The following is a 22,556-nucleotide window of genomic DNA, read 5'->3' on the forward strand; positions in this document are numbered from 1 at the left end:
AGTCATCCGGCATGAGCCCGGGAAAGTGAGACGGCTGAATATAGTTAACGAGATGAAAAAGCTGGGAAAAGAGTACAGTAATATGGTCATGGTGGCATGACCATATTACTGGGGATCCCTCAGCCCACGGGGAGAGGGAGAAAGGCAAAACCTACTTCAAAGAGCCCTTCAGGAACTGCTGCAAACGCGGGCTTTGCGGATTCGCCAGCACCTCATCCGGATGTCCCTGCTCTTCGATTTTCCCCTGATGCAGGAAGATCACGTGGTTCGAGACGTTGCGGGCAAAGCCCATCTCGTGCGTTACCACAACCATGGTTTTACCCTCTTCCGCCAGCTTCTGCATGATGCGTAGCACTTCGCCAACCAGTTCCGGGTCAAGTGCTGAGGTCGGTTCGTCGAACAGCAATACTTCAGGCTCCATCGCCAGCGCGCGGGCGATAGAGACACGCTGCTGCTGACCACCAGAGAGATGCACCGGGTACTTTATCTGCTGTCGCTCATCGATACCCACTTTCGCCAGGTATTTCACCGCGCGCTCACGGGCCTCCTGCTTGCTTAAACCCAGCACCTGAACCGGTGCTTCCATCACGTTCTCCAGCACCGTCATGTGGCTCCAGAGGTTGAAGTGCTGGAAAACCATTGTCAGTCGCGTGCGCAGCAGGCGCAGCTGGTTCTTATCTGCCACCTTCAGCTGGCCGTCTTTATCCCGGGTCAGATTGATATTCTGCCCGCTCACCACAATTGAGCCTTCACTCGGCTTTTCGAGGAAGTTGATGCAGCGCAGGAAGGTACTTTTCCCCGAGCCGGATGATCCGATAATACTGATCACGTCGCCTGCATTTGCCTGCAGCGACACCCCTTTCAGCACTTCATGTTCGCCGTAGCGTTTGTGCAAATCAATTACGTTTAATTTGTTCTCAGCCATCATCATTCTCAGTGCGTCGAAGAGGGTTTTATATGCTGCAACCAGCGCTTTTCTGCCTTACGGAACAGGCTAATCAGGACGTATGAAATAATCAAATAGAGCACTGCCGCAATGCCAAACGCGGTAAACGGCTGATAGGTCGCAGAGTTAATATCGCGGGCGATTTTAAGCAGGTCGGGCACCGTGGCGGTAAAGGCCAGCGCGGTGGAGTGGAGCATTAAAATCACTTCGTTACTGTAGGCTGGCAATGCGATACGCAGCGCCGACGGCAGAATAATGCAACGGTACAGTTTCACCGACGAGAAGCCGTACGCGCGCGCCGCTTCGATTTCTCCGTAAGGAACGGAGCGGATGGCCCCGGCGAAAATCTCGGTGGTGTAGGCGCAGGTGTTGAGCGTCAACGCCAGCACCGTACAGTTCAGGCCGCTGCGGAAGAAGGCGTTCAGCATCTCGGTGCCTTTCACAATCTCCAGCGTATACATGCCCGAATAGAACACCAGCAGCTGTACGTACAGCGGTGTACCGCGGAATACGTAGGTAAACAGCCAGATCGGGAACTGAATAAATTTATTGTTCGACACGCGGCCGATGGCAAGAAACACCGCCAGAATGCCACCCATCACCACCGAAGAGATCAGCAGCCACAGCGTAATGGCCACGCCGGTGAAGCGATAGCCGTCCGTCCACAGCAGCGATTTCCAGTATTCCTGAATAATCTCAATCACAGGTCAGCCCTCTTCACACCCACGGAGTAGCGACGTTCGAGCAGAAGCAGCACACCATTGGAGACGGTCGTAAAGACCAGATAGATCACGCCACACACCACCGCAAAGTAGAACGGCTCCCAGGTACTTTTACCGGCAAGCTGCGTGGCCTTTACCACATCTTCCAGACCCAGCAGAGAGACCAGCGCCGTGGCCTTGAGGATAACCTGCCAGTTGTTGCCAATGCCCGGAAGCGCGTAGCGCATCATGGCCGGGAACATAATCCGGCGAAACGTCTGGGAGGAGGTAAAACCGTAGGCGGTCGCCGCTTCTATGTGTCCTTTCGGTACCGCCATATAAGCGCCGCGGAAAGTTTCGGTGAAGTACGCGCCGTAGATAAAACCGAGAGTGATAATACCGGCCACCATCGGGTCGATATCGATCTGCCCCATTCCCATGGCGTCCGTCACGCTGTTAAGCGCGATCTGCAGCCCGTAAAAGATAAGCAGCATCAGCACCAGATCGGGAACGCCGCGAATCAGCGTGGTATAACCTTCAAAAATCAGCGCCAGCGGTTTGTTAGCCGAAAGCTTCGCCCCTGCGCCTGCCAGACCTATCAGCACCGCCAGCACCACGGAGCTGATAGCCAGCTCAAGGGTGACAAGCGCGCCCTGTAAAATAACGCCAGAAAATCCGTACAGCATACCGCGAGCCCTGTCGTATCGTGAGTGATGGACCGTGTCTTATCCCCTCCCTGAGCGGGAGGGGCCGCACGTTATTTGACGGGGCGATTAGCCGCCGTAAACATTAAAATCGAAGTACTTTTTCGCCAGTTTGTCGTACGTGCCGTCAGCGCGCATTTCAGCAAACGCTTTGTTCAGCGCTTCGCGCAGCTCGTTGTCTTCTTTACGCAGACCCATACCGGTGCCGACACCAAACAACTTCACATCTTTAATGGATGGGCCGCCAAATTTGTAATCTTTACCTACCGGCGTCTTCAGGAAGCCTTCGCTCGCGGCGACTTCATCCTGGAAAGCGGCGTCGATACGGCCTGCCGTCAGATCAGCGTAGATATTTTCCTGGCCCTGATAAGAGACGATTTCAATCCCCTTCGGTGCCCAGTGTTCATTACCGTAGGTTTCCTGGGTAGTGCCCTGCAGCACGCCCACGCGTTTGCCTTTCAGTGATTCGAGGGTTGGCTGGATGTCAGACGATTTAGCCACCACCAGACGAGAATCTGCCGCATAGAGTTTGTCGGTGAAGGCAATCTCCTGCTGACGTTTTTCAGTGATGGAAAGCGAGGACATGATAACGTCGATTTTTTTGGCTTTCAGCGATGGGATCAGTGCATCCAGCGGGTTCTCAACGTAGGTACACTGCGCTTTGATGCGTTTGCACAGCTCATTGGCCAGATCAATGTCAAAACCGACCAGTTCACCCTTCGAATTCTTAGATTCGAACGGGGCATAGGTAGGGTCGGTACCAATACGAATTTTCTGCGGAATTGCTGCGAACGCCGCGGTAGCGCTGGAAAAGGCCAGCACCAGAGATAACGACAACACGAGTTTTTTCATATCTGTCCTCAACAAACTGTCTTCTTACGTGATTTTTACGACGACGGGGTGGTGCTAATGTGCCATCAATCCACGCCATCAGGCAAAGATTAATGCCTTTCAGGCGAGATTTTTTGCATGATAAATGCGTAAGTATGCACACAGCGATCCAATACGGTGCACGAAACGCACCATATTGGATCAATCACACCCGCAATGCACCAGAACAGTGCACCATCATCGAGTATCAATCACCGTAGACGTTGAAGTCGAAGTATTTCTTCGCCAGTTTGTCGTAGGTACCGTCTTTGCGCAGTTCTGCAAACGCTTTGTCGAAGGCGGCTTTCAGCTCGGTATCATCTTTACGCAGGCCAATACCGGTGCCGTCACCAAAGTATTTTTTGTCTTTCACGGACGGGCCAGCAAAGGCGTAGTCTTTACCTGCCGGCTGTTTCAGGAAGCCTTCACTTGCGGCAACCTCATCCTGGAATGCCGCATCCAGACGACCGGCCGCCAGGTCAGAATAAATCAGATCCTGGTTCTGGTAAGCCACCACGTCAACGCCCTTCTCACGCCAGTTTGCATTGGCATAACCTTCCTGAGTCGACCCCTGCAGCACGCCGACATGCTTGCCTTTCAGGGAGTCAATGGTTGGCTGAATGGGGGAGCCTTTTGCCGCAATCAGACGGGAATCCGCGGCGTAGAGCTTGTCAGAGAAGGCAATCTCCTGCTGACGTTTTTCGGTGATGGAAAGAGAAGAGATAATGGCGTCGATTTTCTTGGCTTTCAGCGACGGAATTAACGCGTCAAAGTCGCTGCCCACCCATGTGCATTTCACCGCAATGCGTTTGCACATCTCATTACCCAGATCGATATCAAACCCTACGAAATCGCCTTTCGCATCCTTGGAAGAGAATGGCGCGTAGGTTGCATCTGTACCGATACGCACTGTCTGTGGAAGCGCTGCGTAGCTACCTGCTGCTGCACTTAACCCCACCAGCAAAGACAGAGCCAGAACCGTCTTCTTCATACATTTACCCTCAAGTACCGTGATTTTATTATGTATTGTGTTGTGTGTTGTGTTGCAGGCTTCTCTTGCAGGTCTTATGCCACATTGCCGTCGGGTCAAAACTTCGACGTTAAATATGTTAATAAAACGTTGCGATATTGCCTTAATGGTGAAAGATAGCAGGTCTGCCGAACGAACCGGAAAGAGAAAAAGGGAAAAAACGAATTAAATGTCGAGGATATGATCGCCGTTGCAATTTTGCCCTGAAACAGGGCATCGTCTCTGTTCATGCACGCTGTTTGTGCACAGAATCAGGCGCCCTGCCAGCGGGTGAAGAGGTCTTCGGGCAGGTCGATATCAAACTGATCCAGCACGCGGTTCACTGTCTGATTAATCACGTCATCGAGCGAGGCCGGACGATGATAAAACGCCGGCACCGGCGGCATGATCACCGCGCCCAGTTCAGCGGCCTGGGTCATTAAACGCAGATGCCCCAGATGCAGCGGCGTTTCGCGCACGCAAAGCACCAGAGGGCGACGCTCCTTCAGCACCACGTCTGCCGCACGCGTCACCAGCGTGTCGGTATAGCTGTTAACAATGCCGGAGAGGGTCTTAATTGAACAGGGCAATATCACCATGCCCGCGGTTTTAAACGAGCCGGAGGAGATGCTGGCAGCGATATCGCGGGCATCGTGTACCACATCCGCCAGCGCCTGGACATCGCGCAGGGAGAGATCGGTTTCGAGGGAGAGGGTCTGACGCGCCGCCTGGCTCATCACCAGATGGGTTTCGACTTCCGCCACGTCACGCAGCACCTGCAGCAGACGCACGCCGTAGATCGCGCCACTGGCGCCGCTAAGCCCAACAATGAGTCGTTTCATGATTTTCGCCCTTACTGATTTCAGGGCAGACTGTGCAGGATTTTGCGGGGAGTTGCAAGTGAGGGCGAAGGCCCTCACTTGCCTGCACAATTAACCTTCGTTGTGCATCTCTAAGCTTTCGAGATCGTTTTGCAGCTGGACGGCTTTCGCATCGTCGTTGCGCAGCGAATCGAGATAGTCCAGATACTGCTGATCAACATCTTTGGTGACGTAAACCCCGTTAAACACGGAACATTCAAACTGCTGAATATCCGGGTTCTCGGCGCGCACCGCGTCGATAAGATCGTTCAGATCCTGGAAAATCAGGCCATCGGCACCGATGATCTGGCGAATCTCGTCCACTTCACGGCCGTGGGCAATCAGCTCGTTCGCGGTAGGCATATCAATGCCATACACGTTCGGGAAGCGAATCTCTGGCGCCGCAGAGGCAAGATATACTTTCTTCGCACCGGCTTCACGCGCCATCTCGATAATCTGCTCTGAGGTGGTGCCACGCACAATGGAGTCATCCACCAGCAGCACGTTCTTGTCGCGGAACTCAGCGCGGTTAGCGTTCAGTTTACGACGCACGGACTTACGGCGCAGCTGCTGACCCGGCATGATAAAGGTACGGCCAACGTAGCGGTTCTTCACGAAGCCCTGACGGTATGGCTTATCCAGAATGCGAGCGATTTCCAGCGCGATATCACAGGACGTTTCCGGGATAGGAATGACCACGTCGATGTCCAGATCGTCCCACTCGCGGGCAATCTTCTCACCCAGTTTGGTTCCCATGTTCACGCGGGCGCTGTAGACGGAGATCTTATCGATAAACGAGTCCGGACGGGCGAAATACACGTATTCGAACAGGCATGGGTTGCTGACCGGGTTGTCTGCACACTGGCGGGTAAACAGCTGGCCCTTCTCAGTGATATAGACCGCTTCGCCAGGGGCTACATCACGCAGGAATTCGAAGCCCAGGGTGTCCAGCGCCACGCTTTCAGAGGCAACCATATATTCGGTACGGCCATCACCCAGGTCACGCTTGCCGAGCACCAGCGGGCGGATACCGTTTGGATCGCGGAAGGCGACCATTCCGTGACCGATAATCATCGCCACGCAGGCGTAGGCACCGCGGATCTGGCGGTTTGTCGCAGCAACGGCGGCAAAGATATTGTCTGCTTCCAGCGGATAGTGGCGGAAGTTATCCAGCTCGCTCGCGAACACGTTGAGCAGGATTTCTGAATCAGAGGTGGTGTTAATGTGGCGACGTTTCTCTTCAAACAGCTTTTTACGCAGCTCATGCGCGTTGGTCAGGTTGCCGTTGTGAGCAAGCGTGATGCCATACGGTGAGTTGACGTAGAAAGGCTGTGCCTCAGAGGCGCTGGAACTGCCAGCAGTAGGATAACGAACGTGACCGATCCCCATATTACCTTGCAGACGCTGCATATGGCGGGCTTCAAACACATCGTTTACCAGGCCATTCGCCTTACGTAAACGGAAGCAGTTGTTTGCATCAATGGTGATGATACCCGCAGCATCCTGCCCACGGTGCTGAAGCACCGTTAACGCGTCATAAATCGACTGGTTTACCGGCATGAAACCGGCGATACCGACAATACCGCACATTCGTCTTTTCCTCGTTAAGCCACATCTCAGAGCGGGTTACACTCTGGGCAAGAAACTCGACGAGCTTTGCAGATAGTCAAAGAACCACCTGATGATGAAGCTGAACTCTGGAATGAGCTGCGATTTCTGCCAGTCTTCACTTTTGGAGAACCCGGTAAAGGTATCCAGGAAGAACAGTATCGCGGCCACAATCAGCACGCCTCGTAATGCCCCGAAACAGATCCCGAGCACCCTGTCCGTTCCTGACAGACCGGTTTTCTCGACCAGCTGACCTATCACGTAATTTACGATAGCGCCGACAATCAGCGTCGCGATAAACAGCACCGCGATGGCGATTCCATTTCGGACCAGTTCATCTTCAAAGCCCGTGAACCAGACAGACAGGTAAGTGTAGTAATGACTGGCAACAAAGAAAGCACAACCCCAAGTCACCAGCGATAACGCTTCACGAACAAAGCCACGGATCAGGCTAACCAGACAGGAAAAACCAATCACCGCAATGATGGCGTAATCAATCCAGACCATATGTGTCCCACGATTTAATGCCCTGTCATCCAGTTCGGGGCGAATTCTAACAGAAAAAGAAAACGTTTGCGTAGGGATTTCCTTCCCGCGCGTAAATAAAAAAGGCGCTGAAAAAATGTTCAACGCCGTTGGCTTATTACGTCTCTTTGGACGTCTGCCACTCCCCCTCCCCCTCACCCCTTTGGGAAGAGGGCCGGGGTGAGGGGAACCTTATCAGTTCGCGCTGTAGTTCATCACCACACCGCTCAGGCCAGAGATCTGCTTCAGCTCACCGAGCGAGCCTTTGAGCTTATCCTTAGACGCTTCTGGCCCCACAAGGATACGGGTGATTTTACCCTGCACCGGCGTGGAAGGTGAAGTGTAAACGCGATAACCCGCACTGCGCAGCTTACCCACTACCTCATTGACCTTATCGGCATTTTTCAGCGCACCCAACTGCACAACGTAGGCTTTACCCGTCGGTGCAGCCTCTTGCTGGGCCGGTTTTGCCGCAGGCGGCGTCTCTGAAGCCGCGGCCAGCTGTTCTGCTGCTTTATCCCGCTGCGGTTTCGGCTGTGTTTTTTCCACCGGCTTCGGTTTTTCAACCGGTTTCGGCTGCTCTACCGGCACCGGATCGATTTCGATGTTGTTATTCGCCGCCAGACGAGACGGATCGAGGGACGGCGCGGCCGCATCCCCGGCACGCACTTCTTCAGCCGCCCCTTCCGGCGGCTGAGCAGGCAGCGCCTGGGTCGCCGCAGGCAGCATATCCGGTTCGTCGCGATCGCCCGGCTTCGGCACCAGCGGAATGGCTGCAAATTCATCCTGGTAATGCTTTTTCTGCCCGTCGAGCAGACCCGGGAGGATAATCACCCCGAGCGCGACCAGCACAATGGTTCCTGTTAAACGGTTCTGAAACTTACTCGCCACCGGTTCTCCCCGTGTCCATCACTTCCATGACATGTGCCACCGTGTGGAACGAACCACACACCAGCACGGTATCTTCTGGTTTAGCATCCGCCATCGCGGCTTGCCAGGCCTGAGCCACGCTATTGTAGATTGCGCCTTTGCCGAGATGTTCCAGCAACTGCTCAGCCGTCGCACCGCGCGGCCCCTCCAGAGGAGCACAATACCAGCTATCGACCACACTCTCCATGCAGGCCAGCGTACCGCCGATATCTTTATCATGAAGCATACCGATAACCGCCAGCACGCGCCCGGTTTTTGGTAACGATTTGAGACGCGCGGCGAGATACGCCGCAGCATGCGGGTTATGTGCGACATCCAGTATCAGCCGCGGAGCGTCGCTGACAATCTGAAAACGTCCGGGCAAAATCGCATTCTGAATACCGTCGCGGATGGCCTGTTCGCTCACCGCCAGCCCGCTTGCGCGCAGTGCCGCCAGGGCGGTGGCGGCATTAGGTTGCGGTACCTGCGGCAGGGGCAGATTTTCCAGCGTTCCCTGCGCATCGCGATAGCGCCAGCCGTTGTTCTGAACCTCATACTGCCAGTCCACCCCCCGGCGCAGCAGGTGAGCGCCCTTCTCTTTTGCCACGTCGGCAATGGTGTGCGGCATATCCGGCTCGCCAACCACCGCGGGCTTATTCGTGCGGAAAATACCGGCCTTCTCACGGCCAATACTTTCGCGATCGGGGCCCAGCCAGTCGGTATGATCCAGGGCAATGCTGGTGACCACCGCCACATCGGCATCCACCATATTGGTGGCATCCAGACGCCCGCCGAGGCCCACTTCCAGAATCACCACGTCCAGTTGCGCCTGTTTAAACAGCCACAGTGCCGACAGGGTGCCGTATTCGAAATAGGTCAATGAGATCTCACCGCGCGCCGCTTCAATTTCCGCGAACGACGCCGTATGCGCAGACTCTGGCAGTTCGCTGTTTTGCACGCGAACCCGCTCGGTATAACGTACCAGGTGCGGAGAGCTGTAGACACCAACCTTGTAACCGGCAGCCATCAGGACAGCTTCCAGCGTACGGCAGGTGGTGCCTTTACCGTTGGTTCCGGCGACGGTAAAAACAAACGGCGCAGGTTTCAGCACATCGAGACGCGCAGCAACCTGGCTTACGCGTTCAAGCCCCATATCGATGGTTTTACTGTGCAGGTTTTCCAGATAAGAAAGCCACGTGGCCAGGGGCGACGTGGCTTGGGGAATGCTTTTATTTTCCATGATGCCCGGTTGTCATTAACAGTTTATAAAGCAAAAGGGCAGCGCCAACCGGCCCTGCCCTTTTCAGTTATCAGGCCTCGGGTTCCTGATCCGGTACTACCACGCCTTCGCGCGGCTCATCCGGGTTCGGCGCCGGCAGATTCATCAGCTTCGCCAGGATGCTTGCCAGTTTCAGGCGCATTTCCGGGCGGCGGACGATCATGTCAATCGCGCCTTTCTCAATGAGGAACTCACTGCGCTGGAAGCCCGGCGGCAGTTTTTCACGTACGGTCTGCTCAATAACGCGAGGACCAGCAAAGCCGATCAGCGCTTTTGGCTCAGCGATGTTCAGATCGCCCAGCATCGCAAAGCTTGCAGAAACGCCCCCCATGGTTGGGTCGGTCAGTACAGAGATGTACGGCAGGCCGCGCTCCTGCATTTTAGCCAGCGCAGCAGAGGTTTTCGCCATCTGCATCAGGGACATCAGAGCTTCCTGCATACGTGCACCGCCAGAGGCGGAGAAGCAGATCAGCGGGCAGTTGTCTTCCAGCGCCTGCTCAACAGCACGCACAAAGCGCGCACCGACCACGGAACCCATTGAGCCACCCATGAAGGAAAACTCAAACGCGGCGGCCACTACCGGCATCTCGTGCAGGGTGCCTTTCATCACGACCAGCGCGTCTTTCTCGCCGGTCTCTTTCTGTGCAGAGGCCAGACGATCTTTATATTTTTTGGAATCACGGAACTTGAGCACATCTTTTGGCTCAAGCTCGCTACCCAGTTCTACCAGAGAACCTTCGTCCAGCAGGCTGTGCAGGCGATTACGCGCCGTCATGCGCATGTGGTGGTCACACTTCGGACACACCTCAAGATTGCGTTCCAGTTCTGCGCGATACAGAACCTGACCACAGCTATCACACTTCGTCCATACCCCTTCAGGAATGCTCGCTTTACGCGTTGGGGTAATGTTGCTTTTAATTCGTTCAATCCAGCTCATTGATAACCTTTCTGCCTGAACCTGGTCGTATGCCAGTTTTGCTGTAAGAGGCGAATAATGCCATTTTTGCCTCCAACAGACCATGAATGTTGCACATTAAAACATAACAGCCCGAAAATTTGGATAAAAAAGTGGTCGAACCGCCTGCGTGCATTTACTTCGCTTGCTTTGCTGCCGCGCGCTTGTGACGAATAATTTCGATAACACCCGGTAAAACAGAAAGCACAATAATCGCTACAATCAGTAACTTAAGGTTTTCCTGAACTACAGGGAGATCGCCAAACAGGTAGCCTGCATAGGTAAAGAGCAGCACCCACAGCAGCGCGCCAATGACGTTGTATGCCGCAAAATGACGATAGGACATGTGCCCCATTCCCGCCACAAATGGCGCAAATGTACGCACAATAGGCACAAAGCGCGCAAGGATAATGGTTTTTCCACCGTGGCGCTCATAAAACGCATGGGTTTTATCTAAATAGCTACGACGGAAAATTTTTGAGTCCGGATTGCTGAATAAGCGCTCACCGAAGACCCGTCCAATGGTGTAGTTGACCGCGTCACCGACAATTGCGGCGATCACCATCAGCACCACCATTACGTGCACATTCAAATCGTTGCCAGGCAGCGCAGATAACGCCCCTGCGACGAACAGCAGCGAATCCCCCGGCAGAAACGGCGTGACTACCAGACCGGTTTCACAGAACAGAATGAGGAACAGAATGGCATACACCCAGACGCCATACTGCGCGACCAGCTCCGCCAGGTGAACATCAATATGCAGAATGAAATCAATCAGAAAACGTATTACGTCCATATTGTCTAAGCCTTAATTGCACCTTTGTTTAGTCCGCCAGGAACAGCGGGCCCATTGGCGGTTTTGGCAGGTCAAACCGGTCCGGATAGTCCACCGAGACCAGATACAGCCCTTCCGCTTTCGCCGTTGCTGCCGCAAGCGTTCTGTCCTTCGCTGCCAGCAGTTCTGCAATCCAGCTCTCCGGCTGGTGTCCGGCACCCACTTCCATCAGGCTGCCCACAATATTCCGCACCATATGATGTACAAAGGCATTGGCTTTGATATCCACCACCACATACGCGCCAAAACGGCTGACGTTTATGTGCATGACGTTACGCCACGGCGTGCGGGACTGACACTGCACCGCACGGAACGAGGTAAAGTCATTTTCACCAATCAGACACTGCGCCGCACGATGCATACGTTCTGCATCCAGCGGTTCATAAAAATGCGTCACGCCCTGGCTTAGTACCGCCGGACGAAGACGCTGATTGTAGATGACATAGCGATAACGGCGCGCGGTGGCGCTGAAACGCGCATGAAAATCATCCGGCACAGCTTTCACCCAGCGCACCGCAATGTCACCAGGTAAATTCGCATTTACACCCAACGTCCAGGCAGCGTCCTTGCGCACGGCGGTGGTTTCAAAGTGAACCACCTGCCCCGTTCCGTGGACACCGGCGTCAGTGCGTCCTGCACATAGGACGTTAATCGGTTCGTTCGCCACCTGAGAGAGCGCTTTCTCCAGTTTTTCCTGGACACTGCGCACCTCATTTTGACGCTGCCAGCCATAATATTTACTGCCGTCGTACTCGATACCGAGGGCGACTTTATGAACCGGCTTTTGTTCCACGTCTGACATCAGTACAGATACTCCTGCACCAGTTTTTCAGCGATTTTGACCGCCATCAGCGCGCCGCCGAAGCGCACGTTATCGGCTACGGACCAGAATTGAACCTGCTCCGGCATACCGTAATCATTCCGTACGCAGCCCACCGAGAGGTGTGCGCTGCCGGTGGCATCGCCAACCTGCGTCGGGAATTCACTCTCTTCGGAGAGCACAATGTCTTCACCGCGGCCGAACGCATCACGCGCTTCTTCTGCGGCCAGCGGACGCAGGGCTTCGAAACCTACCATCTGCGCATGACCGTAAAAGACCGGCGACTGCACGACATTTGCGGAGATCATCAGCCCCTCGTCCTGCAGAATTTTGCGCGCTTCGTCGACGATACGGCGCTCTTCACGCACGGAGCCTTCACGATCCGGCAGCAGCGGCAGCATATTGAATGCCAGCTGACGGCCGAAGAAATCGTCTTCATCAATCGGGATGCCGTTCAGGAGCTTCGCACTCTGTCCGGCCAGCGCGTCGACGGCCTTTTTGCCTTGCGCAGAAGCGGAAAGCAGGCTGGTCACGGTGATACGCGACAGACCGCCATCGTCGATTAAAGGTTTAAGAGCGGTCAGCAGCTGGCTGGTCAGGCTATTGGGAACCGCAATGATATTGCGGTTACGGTAGTCGGCCAGGACAAACGGGTTCACGTCCGGCACCACCAGCGGGACATCCGGCTCCATCGAGAACAGGCCGCTCAGATCGATCACCAGACAGCCAGAATTCGTCGCGTCTTCAATGTACGACGCGGTGGCTTCAGCACCTGCCGCAAAAAAGGCCAGCTGCGCCTGCGTCCAGTCGAATTCGGCGGCATCCTGAACCATGACGGATTTGCCGCCAAAACGCAGATGCTCACCGGCGCTGTCAGTGCGCGCCAGTGCATAGATATCACCCACCGGGAACTGACGCTCAGCAAGGGTTTCGAGCAGGGCTTCACCCACGGCACCCGTGGCACCTAAAATGGCAATGTTCCAGCCTTCAGACATGGTGGTTTACTCCAGAAATAAAAAAGCGTCCCTGTTGGAGTATCCAACAGGGAGCGTTAAGAAGACATTAATGCGCCGGGTGATGAACGGCGTTAAAACCCAGTTTATGCAGCAGCGCTGCCGCCGACGCGTCATCGCACATCACATACAGAGAAGACCATTCACGGCGCTCAACGTAATTCTTGCGCAGCTTGTCAAACTCACCCGGGATCCCCGCCACTTTACGCAGCAGCGCATCGTCGCGGCGCACATCATACACCAAATGCACCAGCCTTTTCAGCGTTGCCTGATCGAGCGGGCCATGCAGGGTAATGCGGCCAAATTCAGGCGCGGGGAGTAAGGTGTCCAGTGCCACCTGCTGCGGGCGGCCAATAAAGGCGCTATAGGCCTCAAAGACCTGGGTGGTGCCACGGGCCTTTCCTTCGAGCGTATAACCCGCTATATGCGCGGTTGCAACGTCGACCTTGTTCAGCAGCGCAACGTTGAGATCGGGCTCCGGCTCCCAGACGTCCAGCACCACGCTGAGATCCTGCCCCTCTTCCAGACATTTCAGCAACGCGGCGTTATCGACGACCGGGCCACGACAGGCATTTATCAGAATAGTGCCAGCCTTCAGACGACGGATCAGCGCCTCGTCAGCAAGATGGAGCGTCTTATAGGCCCCCTCTTTGAAGAGGGGCGTATGGAAGGTGATGACGTCACATGCTTCAACCAGCTCATCCAGGGGGCGGAAGTCGCCTTCATCACCGTTGTCTTTACGCGGCGGATCACACAGCAGGGTGCGAATGCCTAACGCCTCAAGGCGTTTTTGCAGGCGTCCTCCCACGTTGCCCACCCCGACAATGCCTACGGTGCGGTCTTTCAGCGCAAAACCGTCGCGCTCTGCCAGCATCAGCAGAGAAGAGAAAACGTATTCCACTACCGCAATGGCGTTACAGCCAGGCGCGGCGGAAAACCCGATTCCCGCCTGCTTAAGCCATTTGTCATCCACATGATCCGTCCCGGCCGTTGCGGTTCCGACGAATTTAATCGCTTTGCCGGAGAGCAACGCCTCATTTACTTTGGTCACCGAGCGCACCATCAGGGCATCGGCATCATCCAGCTCGTTTACCGGAATGGGTCGACCAGGGACAGCCTTAACATTACCAAGGCGGCTAAAGAGCTCGCGGGCGTAAGGCATATTTTCATCAACGAGGATTTTCACGTCTGAGTACCTGTTTGAGAGGAAGAAAACCTGCCAAGTGTGCCATAATCTGGCCGCCAGGCATATATGCATGCCGGGTTTACGCTGAGTTTTGACTTTAAGGATTTTTGACGATGCAGCCTATTTCAGGTACGCCACCACGCCCTCCGGGTGAAGGCCCTGTCACGCCAAACGTTGCAGGTGAACAACCGCTTTCCACGCAACAGCGCACCGTGCTGGAGCGCCTGATCACGCGCCTGATCGCGCTCACTTCACAGCAAAATGCGGAAGTCTGGGCCGGGGTAAAGCATGATTTAGGCGTCCGGAACGATGCACCGTTGCAGTCGCGCCACTTCCCTGCGGCCGAGCAAAATCTGAATCAGCGTATTACCGCCGCACAGCAAAATCACACCACTCGCCAGATAGTTGCACAACTGACCGAGCTGTTGAGCCAGGGCAACAACCGTCAGGCAGTCAGTGATTTCATCCGCCAGCAGTTTGGCCAGACCGCCCTGAGCCAGCTAACGCCAGAGCAGCTGAAAACCGTGCTGACGCTGCTGCAAACCAATCAGCTGACCATTCCGCAACCGCAACAGCGTCCGTCAACCGAGCGTCCGCTGCTGCCTGCTGAACACAATACGTTGAACCAGATGGTGACCAGGCTGGCCGCCGCCACCGGCGAATCAACGAAGCTTATCTGGCAGTCGATGCTGGAGCTTTCCGGCGTGAAAGCGGGTGAGCTGATCCCGGCCAAACAGTTTACGCATCTGGTCACCTGGCTACAGGCTCGCCAGACGCTGAGCACCCAAAGTACCCCTACCCTGCATACGCTACAGGCGGCACTGAAGCAGCCGCTGGAGCCGCATGAATTTGAGGTGATTCGGGATTACGCCCAGCAGACCTGGCAGGCCACGCCGCAAACGGTACTGACCACCGCGCAAGTGCAAGATTTGCTGAATCAGATCTTTATTCGCCGCGCCGAGCGCGAAGGCGGTGTGCCGGAAGTCAGGGATATTCAACCGATCTATAGCCCGCTGTTTGCGCCGGTGGTGGAGACCTTCAGAACCCTCTCTGCGCGTCCGGGATTACTGTTTATTGCGTTACTGATTGCGCTGGCAATTTTCTGGCTGGTTGCCTGATGTTTTGCCCGGTGGCGCTGCGCTTACCGGGCCTACAACGACCCGAACGGTAGGCCGGGTAAGGCGAAGCCGCCACCCGGCAACAACGGCTCAAGGCCTGCGAAACGCCACCAGCGTCACCACGATCCCAACAACGGCTGAAACGGCTCCCGCCAGGAAGACAGAGGGATAGCCAAACGACGTGGCCAGGAGCCCCGCCAGCGGTCCGGTGACACCGTATGAGATGTCCTGAAACGCCGCATAACCGCCCAACGCCGTACCGCGCACCTGTGGCGCGACGCGTTTTACCACCTCAACCCCCAGCGCCGGGAAGATCAGGGAACAGCCGCAGCCGGTCAGTGCCGCTCCGAGAAGGGCAACGGAGGCCACAGGGGCATACCACAGCAGCAGCAAACCGAGGGTCTCAATCACCAGCGACGCCACGGCCACCTTCACGCCACCAAAGCGATCCGGCATCCAGCCGAACAGCACGCGCATCAGGACAAACGCGCCACCAAAGGCGGTTAGCGTAAAGCCCGCCATCGCCCAGCCGCGGCTCATAAAGTACAGTGAAACGAATGTCCCAATCACCGCGAAGCCCACGCCCTGTAGCGCCAGCCCCAGCCCCGGCTGCCAGATTTGACCTATTACGCTCCACAGGGAAGGACGCTCACCTTTATGGGCAGGTACTTTGCGCACCGAGCCATTAAACGCCCATGCCAGCAGCGGTAACAGCATGGTGGTGGCCGCCAGCGCGGCAAAACCGAACTGGCTGTGGATCAACAGCCCCAGCGGCGCACCTGCCGCGAGTGCGCCATAGATAGCCATACCGTTCCAGGACATCACTTTGCCCGAGCGCGCTGGGCCTACCAGCCCCATTCCCCAGGTCAGGGTGCCGGTCAGCAGCTGGCTTTCACCAAAGCCGAGAATCAAACGTCCCACCACCAGCAGGGCAAATTTATACGCTGCGTCGACCGGCAGAAGCGCGGCAAGCAGCCACGCTGCGCCCGCCAGCCCGCAGGCAAACATGCCCTGCAGCGCTGAGCGTTTGGCACCGTGCTGGTCCGCCAGACGCCCGGCGTAGCCGCGGGTTAATACGGTAGCTAAAAACTGAATACCCACGGCGATGCCAACCAGGGTATTACCGTAGCCCAGCTCCTGGTGAACAAACAGCGGGATAACAGGCAGCGGCAGGCCAACGGTCATGTAGGTCAGAAATACCGCAAAGGCGATACGGAAAAGGGAAAGGTTCCCGGAAGGGGTACTCTTCTCAGGGATAACGGCCTTCATGCGTAACTCCGTGTTCAGGCATAAAAAAAGGGAGCCTCGCGGCTCCCTTCTACTATACCTTCAAACGCTTACGCTTTCAGCTTGCGCATGACCAGCGTGGCGTTGGTGCCGCCAAAACCGAAGCTGTTGGACATCACGGTCGTCAGCTCACGTTCGGTGGTTTCGGTCACGATGTTCAGGCCCGCTGCCTGCTCGTCCATCTCTTCGATGTTGATGCTTGGCGCGATAAAGCCATTTTCCAGCATCAGCAGAGAGTAGATTGCTTCCTGCACGCCAGCTGCACCCAGAGAGTGACCGGTCATGGCTTTGGTCGCGGAGATTGCCGGGCTGTTGTCGCCGAAGACTTCACGGATCGCACCCAGTTCTTTCACATCGCCTACCGGCGTAGAAGTCCCGTGGGAGTTCAGGTAGTCGATTGGAGTATCAACGCCGTGCATCGCCATCTTCATGCAGCGCACCGCGCCTTCGCCGGATGGAGCAACCATGTCAGCGCCGTCAGACGTTGCACCGTAGCCCACGATCTCAGCGTAGATGTGCGCGCCACGTGCCAGAGCGTGTTCCAGCTCTTCAACCACAACCATACCGCCGCCGCCTGCGATAACAAAACCGTCACGGTGCGCATCATAGGTACGGGATGCTTTAGCCGGGGTTTCATTGTATTTGGTAGACAGGGCACCCATTGCGTCGAATTCACAAGCCATTTCCCAGCCCAGCTCTTCGCCGCCGCCAGCAAATACGATGTCCTGTTTACCCAGTTGGATCTGCTCAACAGCATTACCGATGCAGTGTGCGGACGTCGCACATGCAGAGCTGATGGAGTAGTTCACACCGTGAATTTTGAATGGGGTTGCCAGGCACGCGGAGACCGCAGAACCCATGGCTTTGGTTACCACGTACGGACCTACTGCTTTCAGACCACGCGGGCTACGCATGGCGTCAGCACCGAATACCTGCGCTTTGGATGAACCACCGGAACCGGCAATCAGACCCACGCGCGGGTTGTTCTGGTAAACCTCTTCGCTCAGGCCAGAATCTTTGATCGCTTCCTGCATGGAGAGATAAGCATAAATAGAGGCATCGTTCATGAAACGAACCACTTTACGGTCAATCAAACCGGTGGTGTCCAGTTTGACGTTACCCCATACGTGGCTACGCATACCTGAATCTTTAAACTCTTCAGAGAAAGTGATCCCGGAGCGTCCTTCACGCAGAGATGCCAGGACTTCCTGCTGGTTATTACCGATGCTGGAAACAATGCCCAGGCCAGTAATCACTGCACGTTTCATTCAATACCTCTGTAAGTCGCACTATAGTAAGTTTCGAGTCGCACAATAGCGTACACTTGTACGCCGAACAAGTCCGATCAGACATTTTCTGCGGAAATTTGCACCGATGGACTCACATCGTTAAGATCGTGCCACTGCCTGTCAGACGAGTAACTTACGTGAAACAAAACGCTATACAACCCGCCAACCTCGAATTCAACGCTGAGGGTACACCTGTTTCCCGAGATTTTGATGACGTCTATTTTTCTAATGATAACGGACTGGAAGAAACCCGCTATGTTTTCCTCGACGGAAATCAGCTCAGCGCACGCTTTCCCGCCCATCCGCGCAGTCTGTTTGTCGTCGCAGAGAGCGGGTTCGGTACCGGCCTGAATTTTCTGACCCTCTGGCAGGCTTTCGACCAGTTTCACGCTGCCCATCCTGAGGCTACGCTACAAAGATTACATTTCATCAGTTTCGAAAAATTTCCACTCACCGCGCACGACCTGCACCTGGCGCACCAGCGCTGGCCGGAGCTTGCCCCTTGGGCTGAACAGCTTCAGGCGCAGTGGCCGCCCGCCATCGGCGGTTGCCATCGTCTGCTGCTGGACGGTGGACGCGTCACGCTGGACTTATGGCTCGGCGATATCAACGAACTGACCGATAAGCTTGATGATTCGATGAACCAGAAGGTGGACGCGTGGTTCCTTGACGGGTTTGCGCCAGCTAAAAACCCGGAGATGTGGAGTCAGCATCTGTTTAGCGCCATGGCGCGTCTGGCGCGGCCTGGCGCAACGCTCGCGACCTTTACCTCGGCGGGGTTTGTCCGCCGCGGCTTACAGGAAGCAGGCTTTACGATGCGAAAAACCAAAGGGTTTGGCCGCAAGCGCGACATGCTGGTCGGGACGATGGAACAGACGCTGGCGATCCCCGCCCGTGCGCCCTGGTTTGCACGCCGTGCCAGCGCATCCCGCGAGGTGGCGATCGTTGGCGGAGGGATCGCCAGCGCCCTGCTTTCGCTCGCGCTTTTACACCGCGGCTGGCAGGTGACGCTCTACTGTGCTGACCCGGCTCCGGCAAACGGCGCCTCCGGCAACCGTCAGGGAGCCCTTTATCCGCTTTTAAGCGCGCACGACCCGGCGCTGTTCCAGTTTTTCCCCGCGGCCTTTACCTTTGCCCGTCGCGTATACGACACTCTTCCGGTGGCATTCGACCATGACTGGTGCGGCGTGACGCAGCTCGGCTGGGATGAAAAGAGCCAGCAAAAAATCGCGCAGATGCTGTCGCTGGGCCTGCCGGAAGAGATTGCCCGCGCGGTAAGTGCGAAAACGGTGACAGACACCACCGGCGTTGAGACGGGCTGCGGCGGTATTCAGTATCCGCTCGGCGGCTGGCTGTGCCCTGCCGAACTGACCACTGCGGCGATTACCCTGGCACAGTCACGCGGGCTGACGGTGCATTATGCTCATAAGGTTGCATCGTTTAGCCGGACAACCCACTGGACCCTGCGCTTTGCCGATGGCAAAGAGGCCACGCATGCCAGCGTTGTGCTGGCAAACGGACATCACATCAATCAGTTTGTCCAGACAGAGACATTGCCCGTTTATCCGGTTGGCGGCCAGGTGAGCCATATTCCGACCGCACCTGCACTGAGCCAACTGCGCCAGGTGCTGTGCTATGACGGCTACCTGACGCCGCAAAATCCGTCTAATGCTCATCATTGCATTGGTGCCAGTTACCATCGCGGTGAAACAGACACGCATTACCGCGAGGAAGATCAGCAGCAGAACCGCCAGCGCCTGATTGACTGCTTCCCGGACGCGGCGTGGGCGAGAGAGGTTGACGTCAGCGGGGGCGAAGCGCGCTGCGGCGTACGCTGCGCCACCCGCGATCATCTGCCCATGGCGGGAAATGTACCGGACTATGAAGCAACGCTTGAGGCGTATCAGGATCTGGCTGAACACAAGGAGACGGCTGTGGTCTCACCGGTTCATCCGGAGCTGTTTATGCTGGGCGGGCTGGGCTCGCGCGGGTTATGTTCTGCACCGCTGCTGGCGGAAGCGTTAGCCGCGCAAATGAGCGATGAGCCCATTCCGCTGGACAGCACCACGCTCGCAGGGCTGAATCCGAATCGTTTGTGGGTGCGGAAATTGCTGAAGGGGAAGCAGGTTAAATAGGGTGCCCTCTCCCACCGGGAGAGGGAGGTGAAACGCTTACTTCGCTTTCGCCTGCTGGAACAGGTTGTCCCACATACCCAGCACCAGAGACTGGTCGCGGGGAGAAAGCTCGCCCGCCTGGATGGCTTTTTCCAGGCTGCGGCTCACTTCATCATGAATGGCCTCGGCAGAGTGATCGTCCCCGGCTTCCAGCTCGGCAACGGCCAGCGTCAGGTGACCACGCAGATAACCGCTGGCGAACAGCTCATCATCACTGGCGTGTTCCACCATGTCATCAATTAACGCCAGAATGCGTGATTCAAATTCTGCGATCATCTTCTTTCCTCTGTTAAAGATCTTCCGGCCACGGGAAGCATTCCGCCGTGATCTCCGGCGTATGGTAATAATTCTGTAAAGCCTTGATCAGGCGTGCCGGGCGTTCCGGGATGCCTTTCTCAAGATACTCCATCACCTGCGCATGCACGCGGCGCTGGAAGAGAATACGGTCTGGCTCGAAATCCCCTTCGAGATTGTCACAGCTGACGTTGAACGGGAAACCCGCCGCCACGCAGAACAGCCACTCCAGCGCCTGCGGTTTGACTTCCACATCTTCAAACTGACCCTGCGTGGCCGCGTCACGTCCGTCCGGACAGTACCAGTAACCAAAGTCCACCAGCTCGCGACGCGCTTTTCCCGCAATGCACCAGTGTGAAATCTCATGCAGGCCACTGGCGTAAAAACCATGCGCAAACACGATGCGGTTATAGGGCACCTCTGCATCAGCAGGAAGATAGATCGGTTCGTCGTCGCCTTTAATCAGACGGGTATTAAAATCATCAGCAAAACAGCCGTCAAAAATCTCAATCAGCTGTTCATAGTTATGCGTACTGTTCATGCATTCATCCCCAGCCAGGTGAGGAGCTCCTGTCCATGGCTGTCATAAAGAAGCTTGGCGCTCATCACCGCCGAGACGATGACGATCATCGGGCGAATCAGCTTCTGTCCTTTGCTTAATACCAGACGCGAGCCCGCGCGCGCGCCTAAAAACTGCCCCGCCATCATCACAAACCCGGTTGCCCAGATAACCTTGCCGCCGATGATAAACAGCAGCAGACCGCCGACGTTCGAGGTGGCATTCAGCACTTTAGCGTGGGCGGTAGATTTGGCGAGGTTAAATCCGGCCAGCGTGACAAACGCCAGGGCATAGAACGACCCGGCGCCTGGGCCAAAGAAGCCATCGTAAAACCCGACGCAGCCGCCTGCGATAAGCGCGAACGGCAGACCATGCAGCCGACGCTGCCTGTCCTCTTCACCAAGCTTTGGCATCAGCAGAAAGTAGAGGCCAATACAGATGACCAGCACCGGCAGGATCTGACGCAGAATGTCAGACTGTACGTGCTGAACCAACAGCGCACCGGAGGTTGAGCCGATGAAGGTCATCAGAATATTGAGCTTCTGGTCGGCAAGATTAACCACCTTACGGCGAATAAAATAGAGCGACGCGGAAAGGGACCCGCCGCAGGCCTGAAGCTTGTTGGTGGCAAGCGCCTGAGCCGGGCTCATGCCCGCCGCCAGCAGCGCCGGAACGGTAAGCAATCCGCCACCGCCCGCGAGGGCATCGATAAAACCGGCCAGCATTGCCACAAAGAACAGCACCACCAGCAGCAGCGGTGACACCATAAACAGGTCGACGAAATTATCCATTAAAGTACATGCTCATCCAGTAGCGCCTGGCAGGAAGGCGGCAACGGAGGCGGTGTCTTCTTCTCAGGCTTAGAGGTTCCAGGTTTTGCCGGTTCAAACCAGCTTTGCAGTTCCGCACCGCAGCCATCGCCTGGCGGTGGTAGCGGCTGATCTTCACATTCCAGACTGTTTGCCGGGCAGCGCAGACGTACGTGCATATGCGCACGATGCTGGAACCACGGACGCACTTTGCGCAGCCAGTCGCGATCGGTTCCCTCATCCAGGCAGAGCTGCTGCTTGATGGCCGGGTTAACGAAGATCCGCGTGACCTCGTTGTCCTTCGCTGCCAGCTTAATCAGGCTGAAAACATCCGGGGTCCACAGCGACGGCACAACGCTTTTGCCGTCGCGCGCCACCAGATCCAGCGCCTGCGGCTTCAGCAGTTGTGCCGAGGTCCAGCGCGTTTTAGGCAACTGCAGGAATATATCCACATCCAGCCCGGTCTGGTGACTGGCGTGCCCACCGTTGAAACGACCGCCAGCAGGCATACCCATATCGCCAATCAGCATCGTACCCAGCCCCAGGTTATGCACCTGGTTACCCAGACGCTGGATAAACAGCACCAGATCCGGGTGGCCGAAGTAACGACGCTGGTCGGTACGCATCACCTGATAAGTATCCGACTGCAGAGGAAGTTCCTGCGCACCAACGATACAGCCATTGGAGAACGCACCAATCGACTGCGCGCTTCCCGCCACCGGGTGAGTGATTTTTTGCCATGGCGTGGCGGCCAGACTGGCCCCACTGGCAAGTAGCGCCAGCAGAGCAATTGCGGTTTTTTTCAT

The 22,556-nt window shown here is 56.2% G+C and carries 23 protein-coding genes; 2 read left to right on the forward strand and 21 right to left on the reverse strand.

What is annotated here, in order from left to right; all coding sequences use genetic code 11:
• Positions 1–151: 151 nt before the first annotated feature.
• From hisP to pdxB, 15 genes are all read right to left on the reverse strand, one after another.
• Entirely contained in the window at positions 152–925 is a 774-nt protein-coding gene (gene hisP / locus PUZ33_RS11405) for a histidine ABC transporter ATP-binding protein HisP (RefSeq protein ID WP_020690627.1), read from the reverse strand.
• A gap of 8 nt (positions 926–933) precedes the next feature.
• A complete protein-coding gene (locus PUZ33_RS11410; protein WP_008502590.1) occupies positions 934–1,650 on the reverse strand; it encodes an ABC transporter permease in 717 nt (238 codons plus the stop codon).
• Positions 1,647–2,333, reverse strand: coding sequence for a histidine ABC transporter permease HisQ (locus PUZ33_RS11415; protein WP_013098131.1), 687 nt, complete (start codon positions 2,331–2,333; stop codon positions 1,647–1,649). The genes PUZ33_RS11410 and PUZ33_RS11415 overlap by 4 nt, the downstream gene beginning before the upstream one ends.
• Before the next feature lie 87 nt (positions 2,334–2,420).
• Entirely contained in the window at positions 2,421–3,203 is a 783-nt protein-coding gene (hisJ, locus tag PUZ33_RS11420) for a histidine ABC transporter substrate-binding protein HisJ (RefSeq protein WP_008502592.1), read from the reverse strand.
• Between the two features lie 226 nt (positions 3,204–3,429).
• Positions 3,430–4,212, reverse strand: a complete 783-nt coding sequence (argT, locus tag PUZ33_RS11425; RefSeq protein WP_013098132.1) for a lysine/arginine/ornithine ABC transporter substrate-binding protein ArgT — start codon at positions 4,210–4,212, stop codon at positions 3,430–3,432.
• Between the two features lie 290 nt (positions 4,213–4,502).
• The gene (locus PUZ33_RS11430; protein ID WP_020690624.1) at positions 4,503–5,072 is read right to left on the reverse strand and encodes a UbiX family flavin prenyltransferase; all 570 of its coding nucleotides are present in this window, start codon (positions 5,070–5,072) and stop codon (positions 4,503–4,505) included.
• Between the two features lie 90 nt (positions 5,073–5,162).
• Complete coding sequence (purF, locus tag PUZ33_RS11435; RefSeq protein WP_014832786.1) at positions 5,163–6,680, reverse strand: amidophosphoribosyltransferase; 1,518 nt, start codon at positions 6,678–6,680, stop codon at positions 5,163–5,165.
• Positions 6,681–6,716: 36 nt separating this feature from the next.
• Positions 6,717–7,205 (reverse strand): colicin V production protein, encoded by a 489-nt coding sequence (cvpA, locus tag PUZ33_RS11440; protein WP_013098135.1) that lies wholly within the window; start codon positions 7,203–7,205, stop codon positions 6,717–6,719.
• Positions 7,206–7,418: 213 nt separating this feature from the next.
• Positions 7,419–8,114, reverse strand: coding sequence for a cell division protein DedD (gene dedD / locus PUZ33_RS11445; protein WP_014832787.1), 696 nt, complete (start codon positions 8,112–8,114; stop codon positions 7,419–7,421).
• Positions 8,104–9,372 carry a bifunctional tetrahydrofolate synthase/dihydrofolate synthase gene (gene folC / locus PUZ33_RS11450; RefSeq protein WP_274205316.1) on the reverse strand — a complete coding sequence of 423 codons (1,269 nt, stop codon included), beginning with the start codon at positions 9,370–9,372 and terminating at the stop codon, positions 8,104–8,106. Before folC ends, dedD begins: the two co-directional genes overlap by 11 nt.
• 70 nt (positions 9,373–9,442) lie before the next feature.
• On the reverse strand, positions 9,443–10,348 hold the full coding sequence (gene accD / locus PUZ33_RS11455) for an acetyl-CoA carboxylase, carboxyltransferase subunit beta (protein ID WP_013098138.1): 906 nt from the start codon (positions 10,346–10,348) through the stop codon (positions 9,443–9,445).
• Between the two features lie 154 nt (positions 10,349–10,502).
• Entirely contained in the window at positions 10,503–11,162 is a 660-nt protein-coding gene (locus PUZ33_RS11460) for a DedA family protein (RefSeq protein ID WP_020690622.1), read from the reverse strand.
• A 28-nt stretch (positions 11,163–11,190) separates the two neighbouring features.
• The gene (truA, locus tag PUZ33_RS11465) at positions 11,191–12,003 is read right to left on the reverse strand and encodes a tRNA pseudouridine(38-40) synthase TruA (protein ID WP_013098140.1); all 813 of its coding nucleotides are present in this window, start codon (positions 12,001–12,003) and stop codon (positions 11,191–11,193) included.
• Positions 12,003–13,016: an aspartate-semialdehyde dehydrogenase gene (locus PUZ33_RS11470; protein ID WP_013098141.1), complete on the reverse strand. Its 1,014-nt coding sequence runs from the start codon at positions 13,014–13,016 to the stop codon at positions 12,003–12,005. The genes truA and PUZ33_RS11470 overlap by 1 nt, the downstream gene beginning before the upstream one ends.
• 67 nt (positions 13,017–13,083) lie before the next feature.
• A complete protein-coding gene (gene pdxB / locus PUZ33_RS11475) occupies positions 13,084–14,220 on the reverse strand; it encodes a 4-phosphoerythronate dehydrogenase PdxB (RefSeq protein WP_038984389.1) in 1,137 nt (378 codons plus the stop codon).
• 113 nt (positions 14,221–14,333) lie between these two features.
• Between pdxB and flk the strand changes: the two genes are divergently transcribed.
• Positions 14,334–15,338, forward strand: coding sequence for a flagella biosynthesis regulator Flk (flk, locus tag PUZ33_RS11480; RefSeq protein WP_020690619.1), 1,005 nt, complete (start codon positions 14,334–14,336; stop codon positions 15,336–15,338).
• A gap of 90 nt (positions 15,339–15,428) precedes the next feature.
• Here flk and PUZ33_RS11485 read toward each other — a convergent pair whose 3' ends face one another.
• Together PUZ33_RS11485 and fabB are read right to left on the reverse strand one after the other, a co-directional pair.
• On the reverse strand, positions 15,429–16,607 hold the full coding sequence (locus PUZ33_RS11485; protein WP_047023797.1) for an MFS transporter: 1,179 nt from the start codon (positions 16,605–16,607) through the stop codon (positions 15,429–15,431).
• A gap of 68 nt (positions 16,608–16,675) precedes the next feature.
• Positions 16,676–17,893 (reverse strand): beta-ketoacyl-ACP synthase I, encoded by a 1,218-nt coding sequence (gene fabB, locus PUZ33_RS11490; RefSeq protein ID WP_013098145.1) that lies wholly within the window; start codon positions 17,891–17,893, stop codon positions 16,676–16,678.
• A 158-nt stretch (positions 17,894–18,051) separates the two neighbouring features.
• Between fabB and mnmC the strand changes: the two genes are divergently transcribed.
• Positions 18,052–20,049, forward strand: a complete 1,998-nt coding sequence (gene mnmC, locus PUZ33_RS11495) for a bifunctional tRNA (5-methylaminomethyl-2-thiouridine)(34)-methyltransferase MnmD/FAD-dependent 5-carboxymethylaminomethyl-2-thiouridine(34) oxidoreductase MnmC (protein ID WP_058680701.1) — start codon at positions 18,052–18,054, stop codon at positions 20,047–20,049.
• Positions 20,050–20,085: 36 nt separating this feature from the next.
• Here the strand turns inward: mnmC and PUZ33_RS11500 are convergent, their stop codons facing one another.
• From PUZ33_RS11500 to mepA, 4 genes are read right to left on the reverse strand one after another with little or no spacing between them, the layout of a single operon-like run.
• Complete coding sequence (locus tag PUZ33_RS11500; protein ID WP_013098147.1) at positions 20,086–20,364, reverse strand: YfcL family protein; 279 nt, start codon at positions 20,362–20,364, stop codon at positions 20,086–20,088.
• A 13-nt stretch (positions 20,365–20,377) separates the two neighbouring features.
• Positions 20,378–20,923 carry an elongation factor P hydroxylase gene (locus PUZ33_RS11505; protein ID WP_013098148.1) on the reverse strand — a complete coding sequence of 182 codons (546 nt, stop codon included), beginning with the start codon at positions 20,921–20,923 and terminating at the stop codon, positions 20,378–20,380.
• Complete coding sequence (locus PUZ33_RS11510; RefSeq protein ID WP_058680700.1) at positions 20,920–21,732, reverse strand: sulfite exporter TauE/SafE family protein; 813 nt, start codon at positions 21,730–21,732, stop codon at positions 20,920–20,922. Before PUZ33_RS11510 ends, PUZ33_RS11505 begins: the two co-directional genes overlap by 4 nt.
• A complete protein-coding gene (mepA, locus tag PUZ33_RS11515; RefSeq protein WP_020690615.1) occupies positions 21,732–22,556 on the reverse strand; it encodes a penicillin-insensitive murein endopeptidase in 825 nt (274 codons plus the stop codon). The genes PUZ33_RS11510 and mepA overlap by 1 nt, the downstream gene beginning before the upstream one ends.

The sequence above is a fragment of the Enterobacter cloacae complex sp. 2022EL-00981 genome, from assembly GCF_028737495.1.
GTDB lineage: Bacteria > Pseudomonadota > Gammaproteobacteria > Enterobacterales > Enterobacteriaceae > Enterobacter > Enterobacter cloacae.

Coding starts and splice junctions, on each gene's coding strand:
- PUZ33_RS11470 (WP_013098141.1), bottom strand. CDS start 13,016: ATGTCTGAAGGCTGGAACATTGCCATTTTAGGTGCCACGGGTGCCGTG.
- PUZ33_RS11500 (WP_013098147.1), bottom strand. CDS start 20,364: ATGATCGCAGAATTTGAATCACGCATTCTGGCGTTAATTGATGACATG.
- fabB (WP_013098145.1), bottom strand. CDS start 17,893: ATGAAACGTGCAGTGATTACTGGCCTGGGCATTGTTTCCAGCATCGGT.
- PUZ33_RS11505 (WP_013098148.1), bottom strand. CDS start 20,923: ATGAACAGTACGCATAACTATGAACAGCTGATTGAGATTTTTGACGGC.
- cvpA (WP_013098135.1), bottom strand. CDS start 7,205: ATGGTCTGGATTGATTACGCCATCATTGCGGTGATTGGTTTTTCCTGT.
- argT (WP_013098132.1), bottom strand. CDS start 4,212: ATGAAGAAGACGGTTCTGGCTCTGTCTTTGCTGGTGGGGTTAAGTGCA.
- flk (WP_020690619.1), top strand. CDS start 14,334: ATGCAGCCTATTTCAGGTACGCCACCACGCCCTCCGGGTGAAGGCCCT.
- PUZ33_RS11485 (WP_047023797.1), bottom strand. CDS start 16,607: ATGAAGGCCGTTATCCCTGAGAAGAGTACCCCTTCCGGGAACCTTTCC.
- accD (WP_013098138.1), bottom strand. CDS start 10,348: ATGAGCTGGATTGAACGAATTAAAAGCAACATTACCCCAACGCGTAAA.
- hisJ (WP_008502592.1), bottom strand. CDS start 3,203: ATGAAAAAACTCGTGTTGTCGTTATCTCTGGTGCTGGCCTTTTCCAGC.
- PUZ33_RS11415 (WP_013098131.1), bottom strand. CDS start 2,333: ATGCTGTACGGATTTTCTGGCGTTATTTTACAGGGCGCGCTTGTCACC.
- PUZ33_RS11460 (WP_020690622.1), bottom strand. CDS start 11,162: ATGGACGTAATACGTTTTCTGATTGATTTCATTCTGCATATTGATGTT.
- PUZ33_RS11510 (WP_058680700.1), bottom strand. CDS start 21,732: ATGGATAATTTCGTCGACCTGTTTATGGTGTCACCGCTGCTGCTGGTG.
- truA (WP_013098140.1), bottom strand. CDS start 12,003: ATGTCAGACGTGGAACAAAAGCCGGTTCATAAAGTCGCCCTCGGTATC.
- folC (WP_274205316.1), bottom strand. CDS start 9,372: ATGGAAAATAAAAGCATTCCCCAAGCCACGTCGCCCCTGGCCACGTGG.
- mepA (WP_020690615.1), bottom strand. CDS start 22,556: ATGAAAAAAACCGCAATTGCTCTGCTGGCGCTACTTGCCAGTGGGGCC.
- purF (WP_014832786.1), bottom strand. CDS start 6,680: ATGTGCGGTATTGTCGGTATCGCCGGTTTCATGCCGGTAAACCAGTCG.
- hisP (WP_020690627.1), bottom strand. CDS start 925: ATGGCTGAGAACAAATTAAACGTAATTGATTTGCACAAACGCTACGGC.
- PUZ33_RS11430 (WP_020690624.1), bottom strand. CDS start 5,072: ATGAAACGACTCATTGTTGGGCTTAGCGGCGCCAGTGGCGCGATCTAC.